Source organism: Streptomyces sp. Je 1-4 4N24, assembly GCF_026239515.1.
GTDB classification, from domain to species: Bacteria; Actinomycetota; Actinomycetes; order Streptomycetales; family Streptomycetaceae; genus Streptomyces; species Streptomyces nigrescens.
On the sequence record NZ_CP110836.1, the window covers coordinates 6,725,878 to 6,743,934 of the forward strand.

The 18,057-nt window shown below is 70.1% G+C and carries 14 protein-coding genes; 13 read left to right on the top strand and 1 reads right to left on the bottom strand.

Annotated features, from left to right (window positions below; genetic code table 11):
- Positions 1 to 9 precede the first annotated feature (9 nt).
- The 13 genes from SLV14N_RS29335 to SLV14N_RS29395 all read left to right on the top strand — a co-directional run bounded on the left by SLV14N_RS29335 (position 10) and on the right by SLV14N_RS29395 (position 14,426).
- The gene (locus SLV14N_RS29335) at positions 10 to 1,776 is read left to right on the top strand and encodes a UDP-N-acetylmuramoyl-L-alanyl-D-glutamate--2,6-diaminopimelate ligase (protein ID WP_263271747.1); all 1,767 of its coding nucleotides are present in this window, start codon (positions 10 to 12) and stop codon (positions 1,774 to 1,776) included.
- 62 nt (positions 1,777 to 1,838) lie between these two features.
- Entirely contained in the window at positions 1,839 to 3,287 is a 1,449-nt protein-coding gene (gene murF / locus SLV14N_RS29340; protein WP_208684970.1) for a UDP-N-acetylmuramoyl-tripeptide--D-alanyl-D-alanine ligase, read from the top strand.
- A 5-nt stretch (positions 3,288 to 3,292) separates the two neighbouring features.
- Positions 3,293 to 4,357: a phospho-N-acetylmuramoyl-pentapeptide-transferase gene (gene mraY, locus SLV14N_RS29345; RefSeq protein ID WP_026169741.1), complete on the top strand. Its 1,065-nt coding sequence runs from the start codon at positions 3,293 to 3,295 to the stop codon at positions 4,355 to 4,357.
- Complete coding sequence (murD, locus tag SLV14N_RS29350; RefSeq protein WP_263271748.1) at positions 4,354 to 5,808, top strand: UDP-N-acetylmuramoyl-L-alanine--D-glutamate ligase; 1,455 nt, start codon at positions 4,354 to 4,356, stop codon at positions 5,806 to 5,808. The genes mraY and murD overlap by 4 nt, the downstream gene beginning before the upstream one ends.
- A gap of 60 nt (positions 5,809 to 5,868) precedes the next feature.
- Positions 5,869 to 7,209 carry a putative lipid II flippase FtsW gene (ftsW, locus tag SLV14N_RS29355; protein ID WP_208684974.1) on the top strand — a complete coding sequence of 447 codons (1,341 nt, stop codon included), beginning with the start codon at positions 5,869 to 5,871 and terminating at the stop codon, positions 7,207 to 7,209.
- 6 nt (positions 7,210 to 7,215) lie between these two features.
- A complete protein-coding gene (gene murG, locus SLV14N_RS29360; RefSeq protein WP_208684977.1) occupies positions 7,216 to 8,307 on the top strand; it encodes an undecaprenyldiphospho-muramoylpentapeptide beta-N-acetylglucosaminyltransferase in 1,092 nt (363 codons plus the stop codon).
- A 22-nt stretch (positions 8,308 to 8,329) separates the two neighbouring features.
- Positions 8,330 to 9,145: a cell division protein FtsQ/DivIB gene (locus tag SLV14N_RS29365; RefSeq protein ID WP_208684979.1), complete on the top strand. Its 816-nt coding sequence runs from the start codon at positions 8,330 to 8,332 to the stop codon at positions 9,143 to 9,145.
- A gap of 281 nt (positions 9,146 to 9,426) precedes the next feature.
- Positions 9,427 to 10,659 (top strand): cell division protein FtsZ, encoded by a 1,233-nt coding sequence (gene ftsZ / locus SLV14N_RS29370; protein ID WP_018090253.1) that lies wholly within the window; start codon positions 9,427 to 9,429, stop codon positions 10,657 to 10,659.
- Between the two features lie 13 nt (positions 10,660 to 10,672).
- Positions 10,673 to 11,437, top strand: a complete 765-nt coding sequence (gene pgeF, locus SLV14N_RS29375; protein WP_208684981.1) for a peptidoglycan editing factor PgeF — start codon at positions 10,673 to 10,675, stop codon at positions 11,435 to 11,437.
- On the top strand, positions 11,389 to 12,156 hold the full coding sequence (locus SLV14N_RS29380) for a YggS family pyridoxal phosphate-dependent enzyme (RefSeq protein ID WP_208684983.1): 768 nt from the start codon (positions 11,389 to 11,391) through the stop codon (positions 12,154 to 12,156). The genes pgeF and SLV14N_RS29380 overlap by 49 nt, the downstream gene beginning before the upstream one ends.
- A gap of 124 nt (positions 12,157 to 12,280) precedes the next feature.
- Positions 12,281 to 12,901, top strand: coding sequence for a cell division protein SepF (locus SLV14N_RS29385; RefSeq protein ID WP_042162053.1), 621 nt, complete (start codon positions 12,281 to 12,283; stop codon positions 12,899 to 12,901).
- A 72-nt stretch (positions 12,902 to 12,973) separates the two neighbouring features.
- Positions 12,974 to 13,267, top strand: coding sequence for a YggT family protein (locus tag SLV14N_RS29390; RefSeq protein ID WP_069568188.1), 294 nt, complete (start codon positions 12,974 to 12,976; stop codon positions 13,265 to 13,267).
- Positions 13,268 to 13,316: 49 nt separating this feature from the next.
- Positions 13,317 to 14,426 (top strand): DivIVA domain-containing protein, encoded by a 1,110-nt coding sequence (locus SLV14N_RS29395; RefSeq protein WP_026169744.1) that lies wholly within the window; start codon positions 13,317 to 13,319, stop codon positions 14,424 to 14,426.
- A 179-nt stretch (positions 14,427 to 14,605) separates the two neighbouring features.
- Here SLV14N_RS29395 and ileS read toward each other — a convergent pair whose 3' ends face one another.
- Positions 14,606 to 17,761 (bottom strand): isoleucine--tRNA ligase, encoded by a 3,156-nt coding sequence (ileS, locus tag SLV14N_RS29400; RefSeq protein WP_208684985.1) that lies wholly within the window; start codon positions 17,759 to 17,761, stop codon positions 14,606 to 14,608.
- Positions 17,762 to 18,057: the final 296 nt, after the last annotated feature.

Sequence of the window (18,057 nt, forward strand, 5' to 3'; positions counted from 1 at the left end):
AATTCCGCCGTGACGACCATCACCCCCGACGGCACCCCCGACGGCACCTCCACTCCGGGCAACTGCTCCTCCCCACGGCCCTCACTTCGCCCCGGGCCGGTGGTGCCCGGTACGCTCACCGCCGTGTCACACGCTGATCAGTCCCCGAAAGCCCAGCACGCCGAGAAGGGCGGTGCCGCCACCTACCCGGGAGCGCCGCGCCCTGAACGGGTCCGCCCCACCCCCCTGGCGGACCTGGCCGAGCAGCTGGGAAGCCCGGCCCCCGACGCCGGCCACCCCGGAGCGGCCGATGCCGCACAGCCCGTGATGGTCACCGGCATCACCCATGACTCCCGGGCGGTCCGCCCCGGTGACGTCTACGCGGCGCTGCCCGGCGCCCGTCTGCACGGTGCCGACTTCGTCGCCCAGGCCGCCGATCTCGGCGCCGCGGCGGTCCTGACCGACCCGTCGGGCGCCGAGCGCGCCGCCGCGACCGGCCTGCCGGTCCTCGTCGTCGACAACCCGCGCGCGCGGATGGGTGCCCTGGCCGTCTCCATCTACGGAGCGCCGGGCGAGGACCTCCTCCAGATCGGCATCACCGGCACCTCCGGCAAGACCACCACCGCCTACCTCATCGAGGGCGGACTGCGGGCCGCGGCCGCCAAGCGCCCCGACGGGGGACTGACCGGCCTGATCGGCACCGTCGAGACCCGTATCGGCGACGAGCGCATCAAGTCCGAGCGCACCACCCCCGAGGCCACCGACCTGCAGGCGCTCTTCGCGGTGATGCGCGAGCGCGGTGTCCGCGCGGTCGCCATGGAGGTCTCCAGCCACGCCCTGGTCCTCGGCCGGGTCGACGGCTGCGTCTTCGACGTCGCGATCTTCAACAACCTCAGCCCGGAGCACATGGAGTTCCACTCCGGGATGGAGGACTACTTCCAGGCCAAGGCGCAGCTCTTCACCAAGGCCCGCAGCCGCGCCGGCGTGGTCAACCTCGACGACGAGTACGGCAAGCGGCTGGCCGAGGGCGAGTCCGAGGTCCCGGTCACCACCTTCTCCGCGGAGGGCCACCCCGACGCCGACTGGCGGGCGTCCGACGTCGAGGTCGGCACGCTCGGCTCGAACTTCACCGTGCACGGCCCGGACGGCCAGACCCTGCGCGCCGCCTCCCCGATCGCCGGCCCGTTCAACGTCGCCAACGCGCTCGCCGCGATCGTCTCGCTGGTCGTCGCCGGTATCGACCCGCAGACCGCCGCCGACGGGGTCGCCGCGGTGCCCGGGGTCCCCGGCCGCCTGGAGCGCATCGACGCCGGCCAGCCGTACCTGGCGGTGGTCGACTACGCGCACAAGACCGACGCCGTCGAATCGGTTCTGCGCGCGCTGCGCAAGGTCACCGACGGCAAGCTGCACGCCGTCCTCGGCTGCGGCGGCGACCGCGACCCGCACAAGCGTGCCCCGATGGGTGCCGCAATGGCCCGGCTCGCCGACACGGCCGTACTGACCTCCGACAACCCGCGCGGCGAGGACCCCCTCGCGATCCTCGCCACCATGCTCGCGGGGGCCGCGGAGGTCCCCATTCATGAACGCGGCACGGTGCTCGTCGAAGAAGAGCGCGCCGCCGCCATCGCCGCCGCCGTCGCCCGCGCCGAGCCCGGTGACACCGTGATCGTCGCGGGCAAGGGCCACGAGCAGGGCCAGGACATCGCCGGAGTGGTACGCCCCTTCGACGACCGCCAGGTACTGCGCGAGGCCATCGAGGCTTCCTTGAAGTCACCGCAGCCGAACCACCAGGGATGACACACCGCCATGCGCGCACAACCCTTTTGCCGTCACCGCCCGCCCAGTACCGGGGGTGACCTGTGATCTCCCTGTCGCTCGCCGAGATCGCGAGCATCGTCGGAGGGCAGCAGCACGACATACCGGACGACGGCCGCCGGGTGACCGGACCGGTCGTGGCGGACTCCCGTGCGGTGGGCCCCGGCGCGCTGTTCGTGGCCTTCGCCGGTGACCGCGTCGACGGCCACGACTTCGCGTCCGGCGCCGTCGAGGCGGGCGCGGTGGCCGTACTGGCCGCCCGCCCCCTCGGTGTCCCCGCGATCGTCGTCGACGACGTGATCGCCGCGCTCGGTGCGCTCGCCCGCGCCGTCGTCGCACGTCTGGGCACCACCGTCGTGGGCCTCACCGGCTCGGCCGGCAAGACCAGCACCAAGGACCTGATCGCCCAGCTGCTGCAGCGCCACGGCCCGACGGTCTGGCCCGAGGGGAACCTCAACAACGAGATCGGGCTGCCGCTGACCGCGCTGCGCGCCGATGAGACCACCCGCCATCTCGTCCTGGAGATGGGCGCCCGCGGCGTCGGCCACATCCGCTACCTGGCCGGGCTGACCCCGCCGAGGATCGGTGTGGTGCTGAACGTCGGCAGCGCGCACATCGGCGAGTTCGGCGGCCGTGAGCAGATCGCCCTGGCCAAGGGCGAACTCATCGAGGCGCTGCCCCCGGCCGAGGACGGCGGGATCGCGGTGCTCAACGCCGACGATCCGTACGTCCGCGCCATGGCGCCGCGCACCAGGGCCCGCACGGTCCTGTTCGGTGAGGCCGCGGAGGCCGCCGTACGTGCCGAGAATGTCCGGCTCACGGAGCTCGGACAGCCTGCCTTCACGCTTCACACACCCTCCGGGTGCAGTGATGTGACCATGCGGCTGTACGGTGAGCACCACGTGTCGAACGCGCTCGCCGCGGCCGCCGTCGCCCATGAGTTGGGCATGCCCGTGGACGAGATCGCCACCGCGCTCTCCGAAGCCGGCACGCTCTCCCGCTGGCGTATGGAGGTCACCGAGCGCGCGGACGGCGTGCGGGTCGTCAACGACGCCTACAACGCGAACCCCGAGTCCATGCGAGCGGCGCTGCGTGCGCTGGTCGCCATGGGCGCAGCCGGCAAGGCGACGGGCGCGCGTACGTGGGCGGTGCTCGGTGAGATGGCCGAGCTCGGCGAGGAGTCACTCGCCGAACACGACGCGGTCGGACGGCTGGCCGTCCGGCTCAACGTCAGCAAGCTCGTGGCAGTCGGCGGCAGGGAAGCGGCCTGGCTCGACATGGGCGCCAAGAACGAGGGTTCGTGGGGTGAGGAGTCGGTGCACGTGTCCGACGCGCGGGCGGCGGTCGACCTGTTGCGCAGCGAGCTGCAGCCGGGAGATGTCGTGCTGGTGAAGGCGTCCAGGTCGGTGGGGCTGGAGCGGGTCGCCGCAGCTTTGCTGGACGAGGGCATGCGGGGCGCCGCGGGCGCTGAGGGTGGAGCCGCGACCCGATGAACTCGATGAAGCAGATCCTCTTCTCCGGAATGATCGGGCTCTTCCTGACCCTGATCGGCACCCCGCTGCTGATCAAGCTGCTGGCCAAAAAGGGATACGGGCAGTTCATCCGCGATGACGGCCCGCGGACCCACGGCAGCAAGAAGGGCACGCCCACCATGGGCGGTATCTCCTTCATCCTGGCCACGATCATCGCCTACGCCGTGACAAAGGTGATCACCTCCAGCGATCCGACCTTCTCGGGTGTGCTGGTGCTCTTCCTCTTCGCGGGCATGGGCCTGGTCGGGTTCCTCGACGACTACATCAAGATCGTCAAGCAGCGCTCGCTGGGCCTGCGGGCCAAGGCCAAGATGGCCGGCCAGCTGATCGTCGGTATCGCCTTCGCCGTGCTGTCGCTGCAGTTCGCGGACCTGCGCGGGCAGACCCCGGCGTCCGACCGGCTCTCCTTCACCCAGGACTTCGGCTGGCAGATCGGCCCGGTGATCTTCGTGATCTGGGCGCTGTTCATGATCCTGGCGATGTCCAACGGCGTGAACCTCACCGACGGACTCGACGGCCTCGCCACCGGCGCCTCGGTGATGGTCTTCGGCGCGTACACCTTCATCGGCATCTGGCAGTACCAGGAGTCGTGCGCCAACCAGATCACCGCCGGACCGGGCTGTTACGAGGTCCGCGATCCGCTCGACCTCGCGGTCGTGGCCTCCGCACTGATGGGCGCCTGCTTCGGCTTCCTGTGGTGGAACACCTCGCCCGCCAAGATCTTCATGGGCGACACCGGTTCGCTGGCCCTGGGCGGCGCGCTGGCCGGCCTGGCCATCTGCTCCCGTACGGAGCTGCTGCTCGCCATCCTCGGCGGTCTCTTCGTCCTGATCACCATGTCCGTGGTGATCCAGGTCGGATCGTTCCGGCTGACCGGCAAGCGGGTCTTCCGTATGGCGCCACTCCAGCACCACTTCGAACTCAAGGGGTGGTCGGAAGTCCTTGTGGTGGTCCGGTTCTGGATCATCCAGGGCATGTGCGTCATCGTGGGACTCGGCATCTTCTACGGCGGCTGGCAGGCAGCAAAGTGACCACGCACGGCCCGGCGGACTTCGCCGGTCAGCACATCACCGTCGCCGGCCTCGGCGTGAGCGGCATCAGTGCCGCCCGCGCCCTGGCCGGCCTCGGCGCCCACGTCACCGTCGTGGACGGCGGCGACGGCGACAAGCAGCGGGCCACCGCCCGTGAGCTGGCGGAGCAGGGGATCACCGTCCGCCTCGGCGACGGGGAGACCCTCCCCGAGGGCACCGGCCTGGTCGTCACCTCTCCCGGCTGGAAGCCGGACAGCCCCCTGTTCGCGGCGGCCGCGGCGGCCGGTGTGGACGTGGTCGGCGATGTCGAGATCGCCTGGCGGCTGCGCGGGCCGGACGCCGCGGCCTGGCTCGGGGTCACCGGCACCAACGGCAAGACCACCACCGTGCGGATGCTGGCCTCGATCCTGGCCGCCGAGGGCCTGCGCACCATGGCGGTCGGCAACATCGGCACCCCGATCATCGATGTCGTCCTGGGGCAGGGCAAGGACGGCGAGCCCCCCTACGACGTGCTCGCCGTGGAGCTCTCCAGCTACCAGCTGCACTGGGCGCCGTCGCTGCGCGCGCACTCCGCCACGGTCCTCAACCTCGCACCCGACCACCTCGACTGGCACGGCTCCATGCAGGCGTACGCCGCCGACAAGGGCCGGATCTACGAGGGGAACACCGTCGCCTGCGTCTACAACGTGGCCGACAAGGCGACCGAGGACCTGGTGCGCGAGGCCGACGTCGAGGAGGGCTGCCGGGCCATCGGCTTCACCCTCGGCACCCCCGGCCCCTCCCAACTCGGCGTCGTCGACGGCATCCTCGTCGACCGCGCCTTCGTGGAGAACCGTCAGCAGCAGGCCCAGGAGCTCGCCGAGGTCTCCGACATCGCGCCCGGCTCCGGGACCCCCGCCCCGCACAACATCGCCAACGCCCTCGCGGCGGCGGCGCTGGCCCGGGCCTTCGGCGTCCGTCCCGCCGCCGTACGCGACGGACTGCGCGCCTTCCACCCGGAAGCGCACCGCATCCAGCACATCGCGGAGCGCGACGGCGTCACCTACATCGACGACTCCAAGGCCACCAACACCCACGCCGCCGAGGCGTCGTTGGCGGCGTACGAGCGCATCGTGTGGATCGCCGGCGGCCTCGCCAAGGGCGCGACCTTCGACGAGCTGGTGCAGAAGTCGGCCGCCCGGCTGCGCGGGGTGGTGCTGATCGGCGCCGATCGGGCGCTGATCAGGGAAGCCCTGGCGCGACACGCCCCCGATGTCCCGGTGGTCGACCTCGACCGGACCGACACTGGGGCGATGCCCGAGGCGGTCCGGGAAGCGACCCGTCTGGCCGAGCCCGGCGACACCGTCCTGCTGGCTCCGGCCTGTGCCTCGATGGACATGTTCGTCAACTACAACAAGCGGGGCGAGGCCTTCGCCGAGGCGGTCGGTGAGCTGACCGCACGGGATCACTAGACCGTTTCTCCCCGCTGTCGTCGTCAGCCGGCGGCGAGCGCACCTGTGGAGGGGACGAGGATGACGGCCCGATCGGCGAAGGCGGCCAGGCCGCGTCCGGTGCGCCGGCCCTCCACCGCGCGCAAGCCGCGCGGCGGACGCACACCGGGCGGCCTCCGGGGGCTCCACACCCGGCTGAAACGGGCCTGGGACCGCCCGCTGACCGCCTACTACCTGATCCTCGGCGGCAGCCTGCTGATCACCGTCCTGGGGCTGGTGATGGTCTACTCGGCGTCCCAGATCAAGGCGCTGCAGTCCGGTCTGGCCCCGACGTACTTCTTCCGCAAGCAGCTGCTCGCCGCCGTCCTCGGCGGCGGGCTGCTGCTGGCCGCCTCCCGTATGCCGGTACGGCTGCACCGCGGGCTGGCCTATCCGCTGCTCGCCGTCTCGGTGTTCCTGATGTGCCTGGTGCAGATTCCGGGCATAGGGGTCGCGGTCAACGGCAACCAGAACTGGATCAGCCTCGGCGGACCTTTCCAGATGCAACCGAGCGAGTTCGCCAAGCTCGCGCTGGTGATGTGGGGCGCCGATCTCCTGGCCCGCAAACAGGACAAAAGGCTGCTGGTGCAGTGGAAGCATCTGCTGGTGCCGCTGATCCCGGTGGCGTTCCTGCTGCTCGGGCTGATCATGCTCGGTGGCGACATGGGGACCGCGATCATTCTCACCGCGATCCTTTTCGGACTGCTGTGGCTGGCCGGGGCGCCGACCCGGCTGTTCGTGGGGGTGCTGGGCGCCGCCACCCTGATCGGGGCGCTGCTGATCAAGACCAGCGCCAACCGGATGTCCCGGCTGGCCTGCATCGGAGCGACCGATCCGGGGCCCGGTGACCAGTGCTGGCAGGCCGTGCACGGCATCTATGCCCTGGCGTCCGGCGGATTCTTCGGTTCCGGCCTCGGTGCAAGTATGGAAAAATGGGGTGAACTCCCTGAACCGCACACCGACTTCATCTTCGCCATCACCGGGGAGGAACTGGGTCTGGCGGGGACGCTGTCGGTGCTCGCCCTCTTCGCGGCTCTAGGCTATGCGGGTATCCGCGTGGCCGGACGCACGGAGGACCCCTTCGTACGGTACGCCGCGGGAGGCGTGACCACCTGGATCACGGCCCAGGCCGTGATCAACATCGGTGCAGTGCTCGGCCTGTTGCCGATCGCCGGTGTCCCGCTCCCGCTGTTCTCCTACGGAGGCTCCGCCCTGCTGCCGACGATGTTCGCCATCGGGCTCCTGATCGCCTTCGCGCGTGACGAGCCCGCTGCACGGGCGGCGTTGGCCATGCGGCAGCCGGTCTTCGGCAGGAGGCAGGCTGGGGTGAGATGGAAGACGATGAGACGGCGCGTCAAGAAGCGGCCGTCCGGAGAGCGGTGAATTTCGGTGCATGTCGTACTCGCCGGTGGGGGGACCGCCGGCCACATCGAGCCCGCGCTCGCCCTCGCGGACGCACTGCGGAGGCAGGACCCCACCGTGGGGATCACGGCACTCGGTACGGAGAAGGGCCTGGAGACCCGGCTCGTCCCGGAGCGCGGCTATGAGCTGGGCCTGATCCCGGCCGTGCCGCTGCCGCGCAAGCCCACCCCCGAGCTGATCACCGTCCCCGGGCGGCTGCGCGGCACGATCAAGGCCGCCGAGCAGATCCTGGAGCGCACGAAGGCGGACTGTGTCGTCGGCTTCGGCGGCTATGTGGCGCTGCCCGGCTATCTGGCCGCCAAGCGGCTCGGGGTGCCGATCATCGTCCACGAGGCCAACGCCCGCCCCGGCCTGGCCAACAAGATCGGCTCGCGGTACGCCAAGTTCGTCGCCGTCAGCACCCCGGACAGCAAGCTGCGCGGTGCCCGCTATGTCGGCATTCCGCTGCGCCGCACCATCGCCACCCTGGACCGCGCCGCGGTCCGCCCCGAGGCGCGGGCCGCCTTCGGCCTCGACCCCAACCTCCCGACCCTGCTGGTGTCCGGTGGTTCCCAGGGTGCCCGACGGCTGAACGAGGTCATCCAGGCCGCCGTTCCGGTCCTGCAGCGCGCCGGTATCCAGGTCCTGCACGCGGTCGGCCCGAAGAACGAACTGCCGCATGTGGACAACATGCCCGGGATGCCCCCCTATGTCCCGGTACCGTACGTGGACCGGATGGATCTCGCGTACGCCGCGGCCGACATGATGCTCTGCCGCGCGGGCGCAATGACCGTCGCCGAGTTGTCCGCCGTCGGGCTCCCGGCCGCGTTCGTCCCGCTGCCCATCGGCAACGGCGAGCAGCGGCTCAACGCCCAGCCGCTGGTCAACGCCGGCGGGGGCCTGCTGGTCGACGACGCCCAGCTGACCCCGGACTGGGTGCAGAACAGCGTGCTCCCGGTCCTGGCCGATCCGCACCGGCTGTACGAGATGTCGCGCGCGGCCTCCGAGTTCGGCCGCCGGGACGCCGATGAGCTGTTGGTCGGCATGGTGTACGAGGCGATCGCGCAGAACAACAAGTAGCCCACGAGAGAAGGCAGGGAGCGTGGCCGGACCGACAACCGCCCAACGCGGGGAGAAGAAGTCACCGTCCGGCCCGCCCTCCGCCGCGGCGCCCCCCGGGCGAAGATTCCGGTGGGAGCGCCTTCCTCTTCGCGCGCCGAGCCGCCGTGGTCTGATCATCATCCTGGTCGTCACGGTGCTGCTCGGCGCGTTCGGCGTCTGGGCCCTCTACGCCTCGGACTGGCTCCGCGCGGAGCGCGTCAGCACCACCGGCACCAAGGTTCTGACACCGCATGAAGTCGTCGCCGCGGCGGACGCCCCGATGAATGCGCCGCTGGCCTCCGTGGACACGGACGCGCTGGCCCGCCGGCTGCGGGCCCGGCTGCCGCGCATCAGGACGGTGGACGTCGAGCGGTCCTGGCCGCACACAATCGGCCTCAAAGTGACGGAAAGAGTGCCGGAACTGCTGATGCGAGCGGGCAGAAAGTTTGTCGAAGTGGACGCCGAGGGTGTCCGGTTCGCCACCGTCGGCACGGCCCCCAAGGGCGTTCCGCTTCTGGAAATGACCGCATCCGACTCCCCGAGTCTGCGCCGGTTCGGAATCGACCGGTTGCGGCGCGCCGCGGTCGAGGTCGCCCAGGACCTGCCCGCCGTCGTACACAAGGACGTACGGAAGGTCCGCGTACGGTCCTACGACGCCATCACCCTCGAACTGGACAACGACCGCACGGTCGCCTGGGGCAGCCGCGAACAGGGCCCCGAAAAGGCAAAGGTGCTGACCGCACTGCTGAAAGCGGCACCTGACGGGCGTCACTTCGACATCTCGGTGCCCAGCGCCCCTGCGGTGTCCGGGAGTTGACGTCCGTAGCCGCAGGCCAGCACCCTGGATGGCTACGACTATGGGTGATCACATAGGGTGAAAAGAAAAACGGGAGGTTCGGCGTGTTCGTTGAACGGGCGCGCCTTGTCGACTTAGTGTCTCGTTCCAAAGGGACTATGGAACCAAGGAACACAGGCACAGGTAACCCTAAACTTCAACGTTAGGGTTCGGGTCGGCGATACGAACCGTCCCATCGGCATCAGTCGGCGTCCACACGCAGTGCGGCGACGACACGTAACTCGAGGCGAGAGGCCTTCGACGTGGCAGCACCGCAGAACTACCTCGCAGTCATCAAGGTCGTCGGCATCGGCGGCGGTGGCGTGAACGCCATCAACCGGATGATCGAGGTCGGGCTCAAGGGCGTCGAGTTCATCGCGATCAACACCGATGCGCAGGCGCTGCTGATGAGCGACGCCGACGTCAAGCTTGACGTCGGCCGCGAAATGACCCGCGGACTCGGCGCCGGCGCCAACCCGGATGTGGGTCGCAAGGCGGCCGAGGACCACCGCGAGGAGATCGAGGAGGTCCTCAAGGGGGCCGACATGGTCTTCGTGACCGCGGGCGAGGGCGGCGGCACCGGCACCGGTGGCGCCCCCGTCGTCGCCAACATCGCCCGCTCGCTGGGCGCCCTGACGATCGGTGTGGTCACCCGGCCGTTCACCTTCGAGGGCCGCCGTCGCGCCAACCAGGCCGAGGACGGCATCGCCCAGCTGCGCGAAGAGGTCGACACCCTCATCGTGATCCCCAACGACCGACTGCTGTCCATCTCGGACCGCCAGGTGAGCGTGCTCGACGCGTTCAAGTCTGCGGACCAGGTGCTGCTGTCGGGTGTCCAGGGCATCACCGATCTGATCACCACCCCGGGTCTGATCAACCTCGACTTCGCCGACGTCAAGTCCGTGATGTCGGAGGCCGGATCGGCCCTCATGGGGATCGGTTCGGCGCGTGGCGACGACCGCGCGGTGGCCGCCGCGGAGATGGCGATCTCCTCGCCGCTCCTGGAGGCGTCCATCGACGGCGCCCGCGGTGTGCTGCTGTCCATCTCCGGCGGCTCCGACCTCGGTCTCTTCGAGATCAACGAGGCCGCCCAGCTGGTCAGCGAGGCCGCACACCCGGAAGCCAACATCATCTTCGGTGCGGTCATCGACGATGCGCTGGGCGACGAGGTACGGGTGACCGTCATCGCCGCGGGCTTCGACGGCGGTCAGCCGCCGGCCCGCCGGGATGCGCAGTCCTCCGCACTGTCCTCCCCGAAGCGCGAGGAGCCCGCCCCGGCCCCGAGCCGTCCGGCCACTCCGCCCGAGCCGCGTTCGTCGTCCTTCGGCGGACTGGGTTCGGTGCCCGTACGGGACGAGGAGCCGGCACCCGCCGAGTCCTCCTCCTCACTGGGCGAGGTCCCGTCGTCCCCGGCGAGCGCTCCGCAGGTTCCCCCGGCCCGTCCGTACTCGGACTCCGCGGCCGAGGAACTGGACGTTCCCGACTTCCTGAAGTGACCGAAGCACTGAAGTGATAGGGCAACAGCACCACGAGAGCGGCGCGCATTTCGCCTTCACCGACAGGTGGGGCGGGGTGAGCGCCGCTCCGTATGAGCAGCTCAACCTGGGCGGCGCGGTCGGCGACGACCCGCAGGCCGTACACACCAACCGTGCCCGCGCCGCGGTGGAACTCGGTCTCGACCCGGCCGCCGTGGTCTGGATGAACCAGGTCCACGGCCGGGACGTCGCGGTGGTCGACGGTCCCTGGCACGGCCACGACATCCCCGGTGTGGACGCGGTGGTGACGGATCGCCGGGGTCTTGCGCTCGCGGTCCTGACCGCTGACTGCACCCCGGTCCTGCTCGCCGACCCGGTCGCCGGGATCGCGGGGGCCGCGCACGCCGGCCGGCCCGGCCTGGTCGCCGGGGTCGTTCCGGCGGTGGTCGAGGCGATGGTGAAGCGGGGCGCGGAGCCGGCGCGGATCGTCGCGTACACCGGACCGGCGATCTGCGGGCGCTGTTACGAGGTGCCCGAGGAGATGCGCTCCGATGTCGCCGCGGTGGTGCCCGAGGCCCGTGCGGCGACCAGTTGGGGCACTCCCGCGGTGGACGTCACCGCAGGCGTACGGGCCCAACTCGCCGCGGAGGGCGTGCTGGTGCGTGAGGATTCCCACATCTGCACCCGCGAATCCGCGGACCACTTCTCTTACCGGCGCGACCGTACGACGGGGCGGCTCGCGAGCTATGTATGGCTCGGGGGCACCCCCGGCCCGGGGCTGGGGGAGGCCACGCCGTGACCGACGACCGCAAGACGCAACTGGCACAGAACCTGGCACAGGTGGAGGAACGTATCTCCGCCGCCTGCGCCAAGGCGGGCCGGCCGCGTGAGGAGGTGACCCTGATCGTGGTCACCAAGACCTACCCCGCGAGCGATGTGCGGCTGCTCGCGGAACTGGGGGTGCGGCAGGTCGCGGAGAACCGCGATCAGGAAGCGGCGTTCAAGGCCGCTGAATGCGCTGATTTGCCCCTTACTTGGCACTTCGTTGGTCAACTGCAGACGAACAAGGTGCGGTCCGTGGCCGGTTATGCCGGAATTGTTCAGTCGGTCGACCGCTCCAGGCTTGTCACCGCGCTCTCCAAGGAGGCGGTGCGTGCCGGGCGTGAACTGGGTTGCCTGATCCAGGTGGCACTTGACGCGGAGTCGGGTGTGCGGGGTGAACGGGGAGGTGTGGCGCCGGACGGTGCCGCGCCGCTCGCCGCGCAGATCGCCGGGTCCCAAGGTCTGCGTCTGGACGGTGTGATGACCGTCGCGCCGCTGGCCGGGCCCTATGCCGGACGTGAACTCGCCGCCTTCGAACGGCTCATGGAAATCTCATCCGACCTGCGCACGGACCATCCTGCTGCCAACATGGTGTCAGCAGGCATGAGCGCGGACCTCGAAGACGCCGTGGCGGCCGGGGCGACACATGTGCGCGTCGGCACTGCGGTACTCGGAGTCCGACCACGGCTCCGGTAACGTCGCCAAGCAAGTCGGACCACAGCACAAAATATGGTCATTCCCGTAAAAAGCGGGGCAGGCCGAGTGGATCCAAGGCCCCTGGTGACGGAGCCGATCCACCACAGAGCGGAGGACGCAGAGAATGGCCGGCGCGATGCGCAAGATGGCGGTCTACCTCGGCCTCGTGGAGGACGATGGGTACGACGGCCGGGGGTTCGACCCCGATGACGAGTTCGAGCCCGAGCTTGACCCGGAACCCGATCGGGGGCGGCGTCAACAGCACCCGGTGCAGGCCGAAATTCCCCCGGAACGGGAGGAACCCGTCCGCGCCGTGACACCTCCGGCGCAACGTGAACCGGCCCCGCTTGCCGCGGAAAACGGACGACCCGCGCGAATCGCCCCCGTGGCATCCATCACACCCGACCGTCCGAATCTGGAGAAGAACGCACCGGTGATCATGCCCAAGGTTGTGTCCGAGCGGGAGCCCTACCGCATCACCACACTCCACCCCCGGACCTACAACGAAGCCCGTACCATCGGGGAACACTTCCGTGAGGGCACTCCGGTGATCATGAATCTGACGGAGATGGACGACACCGACGCGAAGCGACTTGTCGACTTTGCGGCCGGTTTGGTGTTTGGTCTTCACGGCAGCATCGAGCGGGTGACGCAGAAGGTGTTCCTGTTGTCGCCTGCTAACGTCGATGTCACGGCGGAGGACAAGGCCCGTATCGCAGAGGGCGGGTTCTTCAACCAGAGCTGAGACGCAACACCGGGCACACCGAGGCCGTGAGGCCAACACAGGAGCAAGGCAAGGGGAGAGGGACGGCGCGAGATGAGTGTCTTTGGTCAGGTGATCTACATCGCGCTGTACTGCTTCCTGATCGTGTTGATCTTCCGGCTGGTGATGGACTATGTCTTCCAGTTCGCCCGTTCATGGCAACCCGGCAAGGCGATGGTGGTCGTTCTTGAGGCCGCCTACACTGTCACTGATCCGCCACTCAAGCTTCTGCGGCGGGTCATCCCGCCGCTGCGTCTCGGGGGCGTGGCGCTCGACCTGTCCTTCTTCGTATTGATGATCATCGTGTACATCCTGATCACCGTCGTGAGGACGGTGTTGTTGGTGTGAACGATACGGTCTTGCCGATTGCCGACGACTACGTTGAGGTGAAGTAGAGATGCCGTTGACCCCCGAGGACGTGCGGAACAAGCAGTTCACGACCGTCCGCCTCCGAGAAGGCTATGACGAGGACGAGGTCGATGCCTTCCTCGATGAGGTCGAAGCCGAACTGACCCGGCTCCTGCGGGAGAACGAGGACCTTCGCGCCAAGCTGGCCGCTGCCACCCGCGCCGCCGCGCAGAACCAGCAGCAGCAGGGCCTGCGCAAGGGACCCGACCAGCAGCAGGAGCAGCAGCAGCGTCCCGGGGCTCCGGTGCCCGCCGCCATATCCGGTCCGCAGCCGGTGCCGCCGCAGCAGCAGGGGATGGGTGGACCTCCCCAACTGCCCGGTGGTGCACCTCAGCTGCCTCCTGGTCCCGGTGGCCACGGACCGCAGGGTCCGCACGGTCCCGGTCCGATGGGCCCCGGCGGCCCGATGGGTGGCCCGATGGGCGGCCCCGGCGGACCCCAGCAGCTGCCGCAGGGCGGCCAGCAGGGTGGTCCCGGTGGTGACAGCGCCGCGCGCGTGCTGTCGCTGGCACAGCAGACCGCTGACCAGGCGATCGCGGAGGCCCGTTCCGAGGCCAACAAGATCGTCGGCGAGGCGCGCAGCCGTGCCGAGGGCCTGGAGCGGGACGCCCGCGCCAAGGCCGATGCGCTGGAGCGGGACGCGCAGGAGAAGCACCGCGTGGCGATGGGCTCGCTGGAGTCGGCCCGCGCGACGCTGGAGCGCAAGGTCGAGGACCTGCGCGGCTTCGAGCGCGAGTACCGCACGCGGCTGAAGTCCTACCTGGAGAGCCAGCTGCGTCAGCTGGAGAACCAGGCGGACGACTCGCTGGCCCCGCCGCGGACCCCGGCGACCGCTTCGCTGCCGCCGTCCCCGTCGATGGCGTCGGCCGGTGCCGGCACCATGGGCGGCAACCACACCATGGGTGGCGGTCAGTCGATGGGTGGCGGCAACCACTCCATGGCCGGTCAGTCCAGCAGCGGTCCGTCCTACGGCGGTCAGCAGCAGATGTCGCCGGCGATGACCCAGCCGATGGCTCCGGTGCGTCCGCAGAGCCCGCAGCCGATGCAGCAGACGCCGTCGCCGATGCGCGGCTTCCTGATCGACGAGGACGACAACTGACGTCCGCGTAGCGCGCACAGTCGGCAATCAGGGCCGGGCCCCGAGGGAACATTCCTTCGGGGCCCGGCCCTTTTGTGTGGACTTGTGCGCGCGGTGCGGGCCCGTCCGCGGGGACGGCAGAGCCCCCCGGTGCGGTGGCGCCGGGGGGCTCGGTGCGTCGCGGCGAACCGCGTCCGCGGTTACGCCTTGCGCAGCTGGAACGTGAGGGCCAGGCTCTCGTCGGTGAACGCGGGGCCGTAGGAACCGTCCGCCTCGCCGGGGGCGAAGTCCGTGGCCAGCACCTCGTCGGAGATCAGGCCGGCGTGGTCGGCCAGTGCCGTGCGCAGCTCCTCGTCGGTGGACTGCCAGCGCAGCGCGATCCGGTCGGCGACGTCGAGGCCGCTGTTCTTACGGGCCTCCTGGATCAGCCGGATCGCGTCGCGGGCCAGGCCCGCCCGGCGCAGCTCCGGAGTGATCTCCAGGTCGAGGGCGACCGTGGCGCCCGCGTCGGACGCCACCGACCAGCCCTCGCGCGGGGTCTCGGTGATGATGACCTCGTCGGGGGCGAGCGAGACGGTCTCCCCGTCGACCTCGACGCTCGCCGTGCCCTCGCGCAGCGCGAGGGAGAGGGCGGCGGCATCCGCGGCGGCGACGGCCTTGGCGACCGCCTGGACGCCCTTGCCGAACCGCTTGCCCAGAGCACGGAAGTTCGCCTTGGCGGTGGTGTCGACCAGGGATCCGCCGCCCCCTCGACCAGAGGCGGATTCAGCCAGCGAGGCCAGCGAGCTGACGTTGAGCTCCTCGGCGATCTGTGCGCGCAGGTCCTCGGACAGGTCCGCGAACCCGTGGGCCGCGACCAGCGCACGGGACAGCGGCTGGCGGGTCTTCACCCCCGACTCGGCGCGGGTGGCCCGGCCCAGCTCGACCAGCCGGCGCACCAGCTGCATCCGGCCGGACAGCGCCGGGTCGATGAGCGTCCGGTCGGCGACCGGCCAGCTGGTGAGGTGGACGGAGTCCGGGGCGTCCGGGGTGACCGGGACGACCAGGTCCTGCCAGACCCGCTCGGTGATGAACGGGGTGAGGGGCGCCATGAGCCGGGTGACGGTCTCGATGACCTCGTGGAGCGTCCGCAGCGCGGCCGCGTCGCCCTGCCAGAAGCGGCGGCGGGAGCGGCGTACGTACCAGTTGGAGAGGTCGTCGACGAAGGACGACAGCACCTTGCCGGCGCGCTGGGTGTCGAAGGACTCCAGCGACTCGGTGACCTGCTCGACCAGGGTGTTCAGCTCACCGAGCAGCCAGCGGTCCAGCAGCGGGCGGTCGGCCGGGGCGGGGTCGGCCGCGGAGGGCGCCCAGCCGGACGTACGGGCGTACAGCGCCTGGAAGGCGACGGTGTTCCAGTACGTCAGCAGTGTCTTGCGGACGACTTCCTGGATGGTGCCGTGGCCCACCCGGCGGGCGGCCCAGGGGGAGCCGCCGGCGGCCATGAACCAGCGGACCGCGTCGGCGCCGTGCTGGTCCATGAGCGGGATCGGCTGGAGGGTGTTGCCCAGGTGCTTGGACATCTTGCGGCCGTCCTCGGCGAGGATGTGGCCCAGGCAGACCACGTTCTCGTACGACGACTTGTCGAAGACCAGGGTGCCGACGGCCATCAGGGTGTAGAACCAGCCACGGGTCTGGTCGATGGCCTCGGAGATGAACTGCGCCGGGTAGCGCTTCTCGAACAGCTCCTTGTTGCGGTACGGGTAGCCCCACTGCGCGAACGGCATCGAGCCCGAGTCGTACCAGGCGTCGATGACCTCCGGGACGCGGGTCGCGGTGCCCTGACAGGTCGGGCAGGCGAAGGTGATCCCGTCGATGAACGGGCGGTGCGGGTCCAGGTCGGACTGGTCGGTGCCGGTCAGCTCGGTGAGCTCGGTGAGCGAGCCGACGCAGGTGAGGTGATCCTCCTCGCAGCGCCAGATGGGCAGCGGGGTGCCCCAGTAGCGGTTGCGGGACAGCGCCCAGTCGATGTTGTTGTTGAGCCAGTCGCCGAAGCGGCCGTGCTTGACCGACTCGGGGAACCAGTTGGTGTTCTCGTTCTCCCGGAGCAGGGCATCCTTGATCGCGGTGGTGCGGATGTACCACGAGGGCTGGGCGTAGTAGAGCAGCGCGGTGTGGCAGCGCCAGCAGTGCGGGTAGCTGTGCTCGTAGGCGATGTGCTTGAAGAGCAGGCCGCGGGCATCGAGGTCGGCCACCAGGGCCTCGTCGGCCTTCTTGAAGAACTGGCCGCCGACCAGGGCCAGTTGCTCCTCGAAGGTGCCGTCCGGGCGGACCGGGTTGATCACCGGCAGGTCGTACGCCTTGCAGGTCTTGAGGTCGTCCTCACCGAAGGCCGGGGCCTGGTGGACGAGGCCGGTGCCGTCGTCGGTGGTGACGTACTCGGCGTTGACGACGATGTTGGCGCCCTCGAGCTCGACGAGGCCGAAGGGGCGCTCGTAGGCCCAGCGCTCCATCTCGCTGCCGGTGAACGACTCGCCGGTGGCGGTCCAGCCCTCGCCGAGTGCCTTCTCCAGCAGCGGCTCGGCGACGACCAGCTGCTCGGTGCCGTCGGTGGCGACGACATAGGTGACGTCGGGGTGCGCGGCGACGGCGGTGTTGGAGACCAGGGTCCAGGGGGTGGTCGTCCAGATCAGCAGCGCGGCCCGGCCGGCCAGCGGGCCGGACGTCAGCGGCAGGCGGACGAAGACCGAGGGGTCGACGACGTTCTCGTAACCCTGCGCCAGCTCGTGGTCCGACAGGCCGGTGCCGCAGCGCGGGCACCAGGGGGCGACGCGGTGGTCCTGGACCAGCAGGCCCTTGTTGAAGATCTCCTTCAGCGACCACCACACCGACTCGATGTAGTCGGGGTCCATCGTGCGGTACGGGGCGTCCAGGTCGGTCCAGTAGCCCATACGGGTCGTGAGCGCGGCGAAGGCGTCGGTGTGGCGGGTCACCGACTCCCGGCACTTGGCGTTGAACTCGGCGATGCCGTACGCCTCGATGTCCTTCTTGCCGTTGAAGCCCAGCTCCTTCTCCACGGCCAGCTCGACCGGGAGGCCGTGGCAGTCCCAGCCGGCCTTGCGGTCGACGTGGTAGCCCTGCATCGTCCGGAACCGGGGGAAGACGTCCTTGAAGACGCGCGCCTCGATGTGGTGCGCGCCGGGCATGCCATTGGCGGTCGGGGGACCCTCGTAGAAGACCCACTCGGGCCGTCCCTCGGACTGCTGGAGGGTACGGGCGAAGACCTTCTGCTCCTGCCAGAACTCGAGCACGGCGTGCTCGAGGGCGGGGAGGTCTACCTGGGCGGGTACCTGGCGGTACTGGGGCTGCGGACTCATCGGGGGCTTCCTCCGGCGGACACCTGCTGCGTTCTCCGTCCGGAGGGACGAGAGCCTGGGCTCCCGCGGTACCACCCTCCTTGGCGGTGTCGCTGCACCGCCCCCTCATTGGGGTCGCGCTGCCGGTTCTACTCCCCTTGGGTGGCCCGAGGCCCGTGGGCCAAGCCCACTGTCCAAGCCCGTGGGCGGAGCCCACTACCCAAAGCTTTCTTCCGGCGGCTCCGGGGTGATCTTCACGTCGTGCACGCCCCCGGGCTCCCACCGTCCCCGGGTCGCTGCTGGCTGCGTACGGCGCT

Excerpts from the sequence above, each read along its gene's own strand:
- mraY (WP_026169741.1), top strand. The coding sequence starts at position 3,293 with ATGAAGCAGATCCTCTTCTCCGGAATGATCGGGCTCTTCCTGACCCTG.
- ftsW (WP_208684974.1), top strand. The coding sequence starts at position 5,869 with ATGACGGCCCGATCGGCGAAGGCGGCCAGGCCGCGTCCGGTGCGCCGG.
- SLV14N_RS29380 (WP_208684983.1), top strand. The coding sequence starts at position 11,389 with ATGGCTCGGGGGCACCCCCGGCCCGGGGCTGGGGGAGGCCACGCCGTG.
- SLV14N_RS29385 (WP_042162053.1), top strand. The coding sequence starts at position 12,281 with ATGGCCGGCGCGATGCGCAAGATGGCGGTCTACCTCGGCCTCGTGGAG.
- SLV14N_RS29390 (WP_069568188.1), top strand. The coding sequence starts at position 12,974 with ATGAGTGTCTTTGGTCAGGTGATCTACATCGCGCTGTACTGCTTCCTG.
- SLV14N_RS29395 (WP_026169744.1), top strand. The coding sequence starts at position 13,317 with ATGCCGTTGACCCCCGAGGACGTGCGGAACAAGCAGTTCACGACCGTC.
- ileS (WP_208684985.1), bottom strand. The coding sequence starts at position 17,761 with ATGAGTCCGCAGCCCCAGTACCGCCAGGTACCCGCCCAGGTAGACCTC.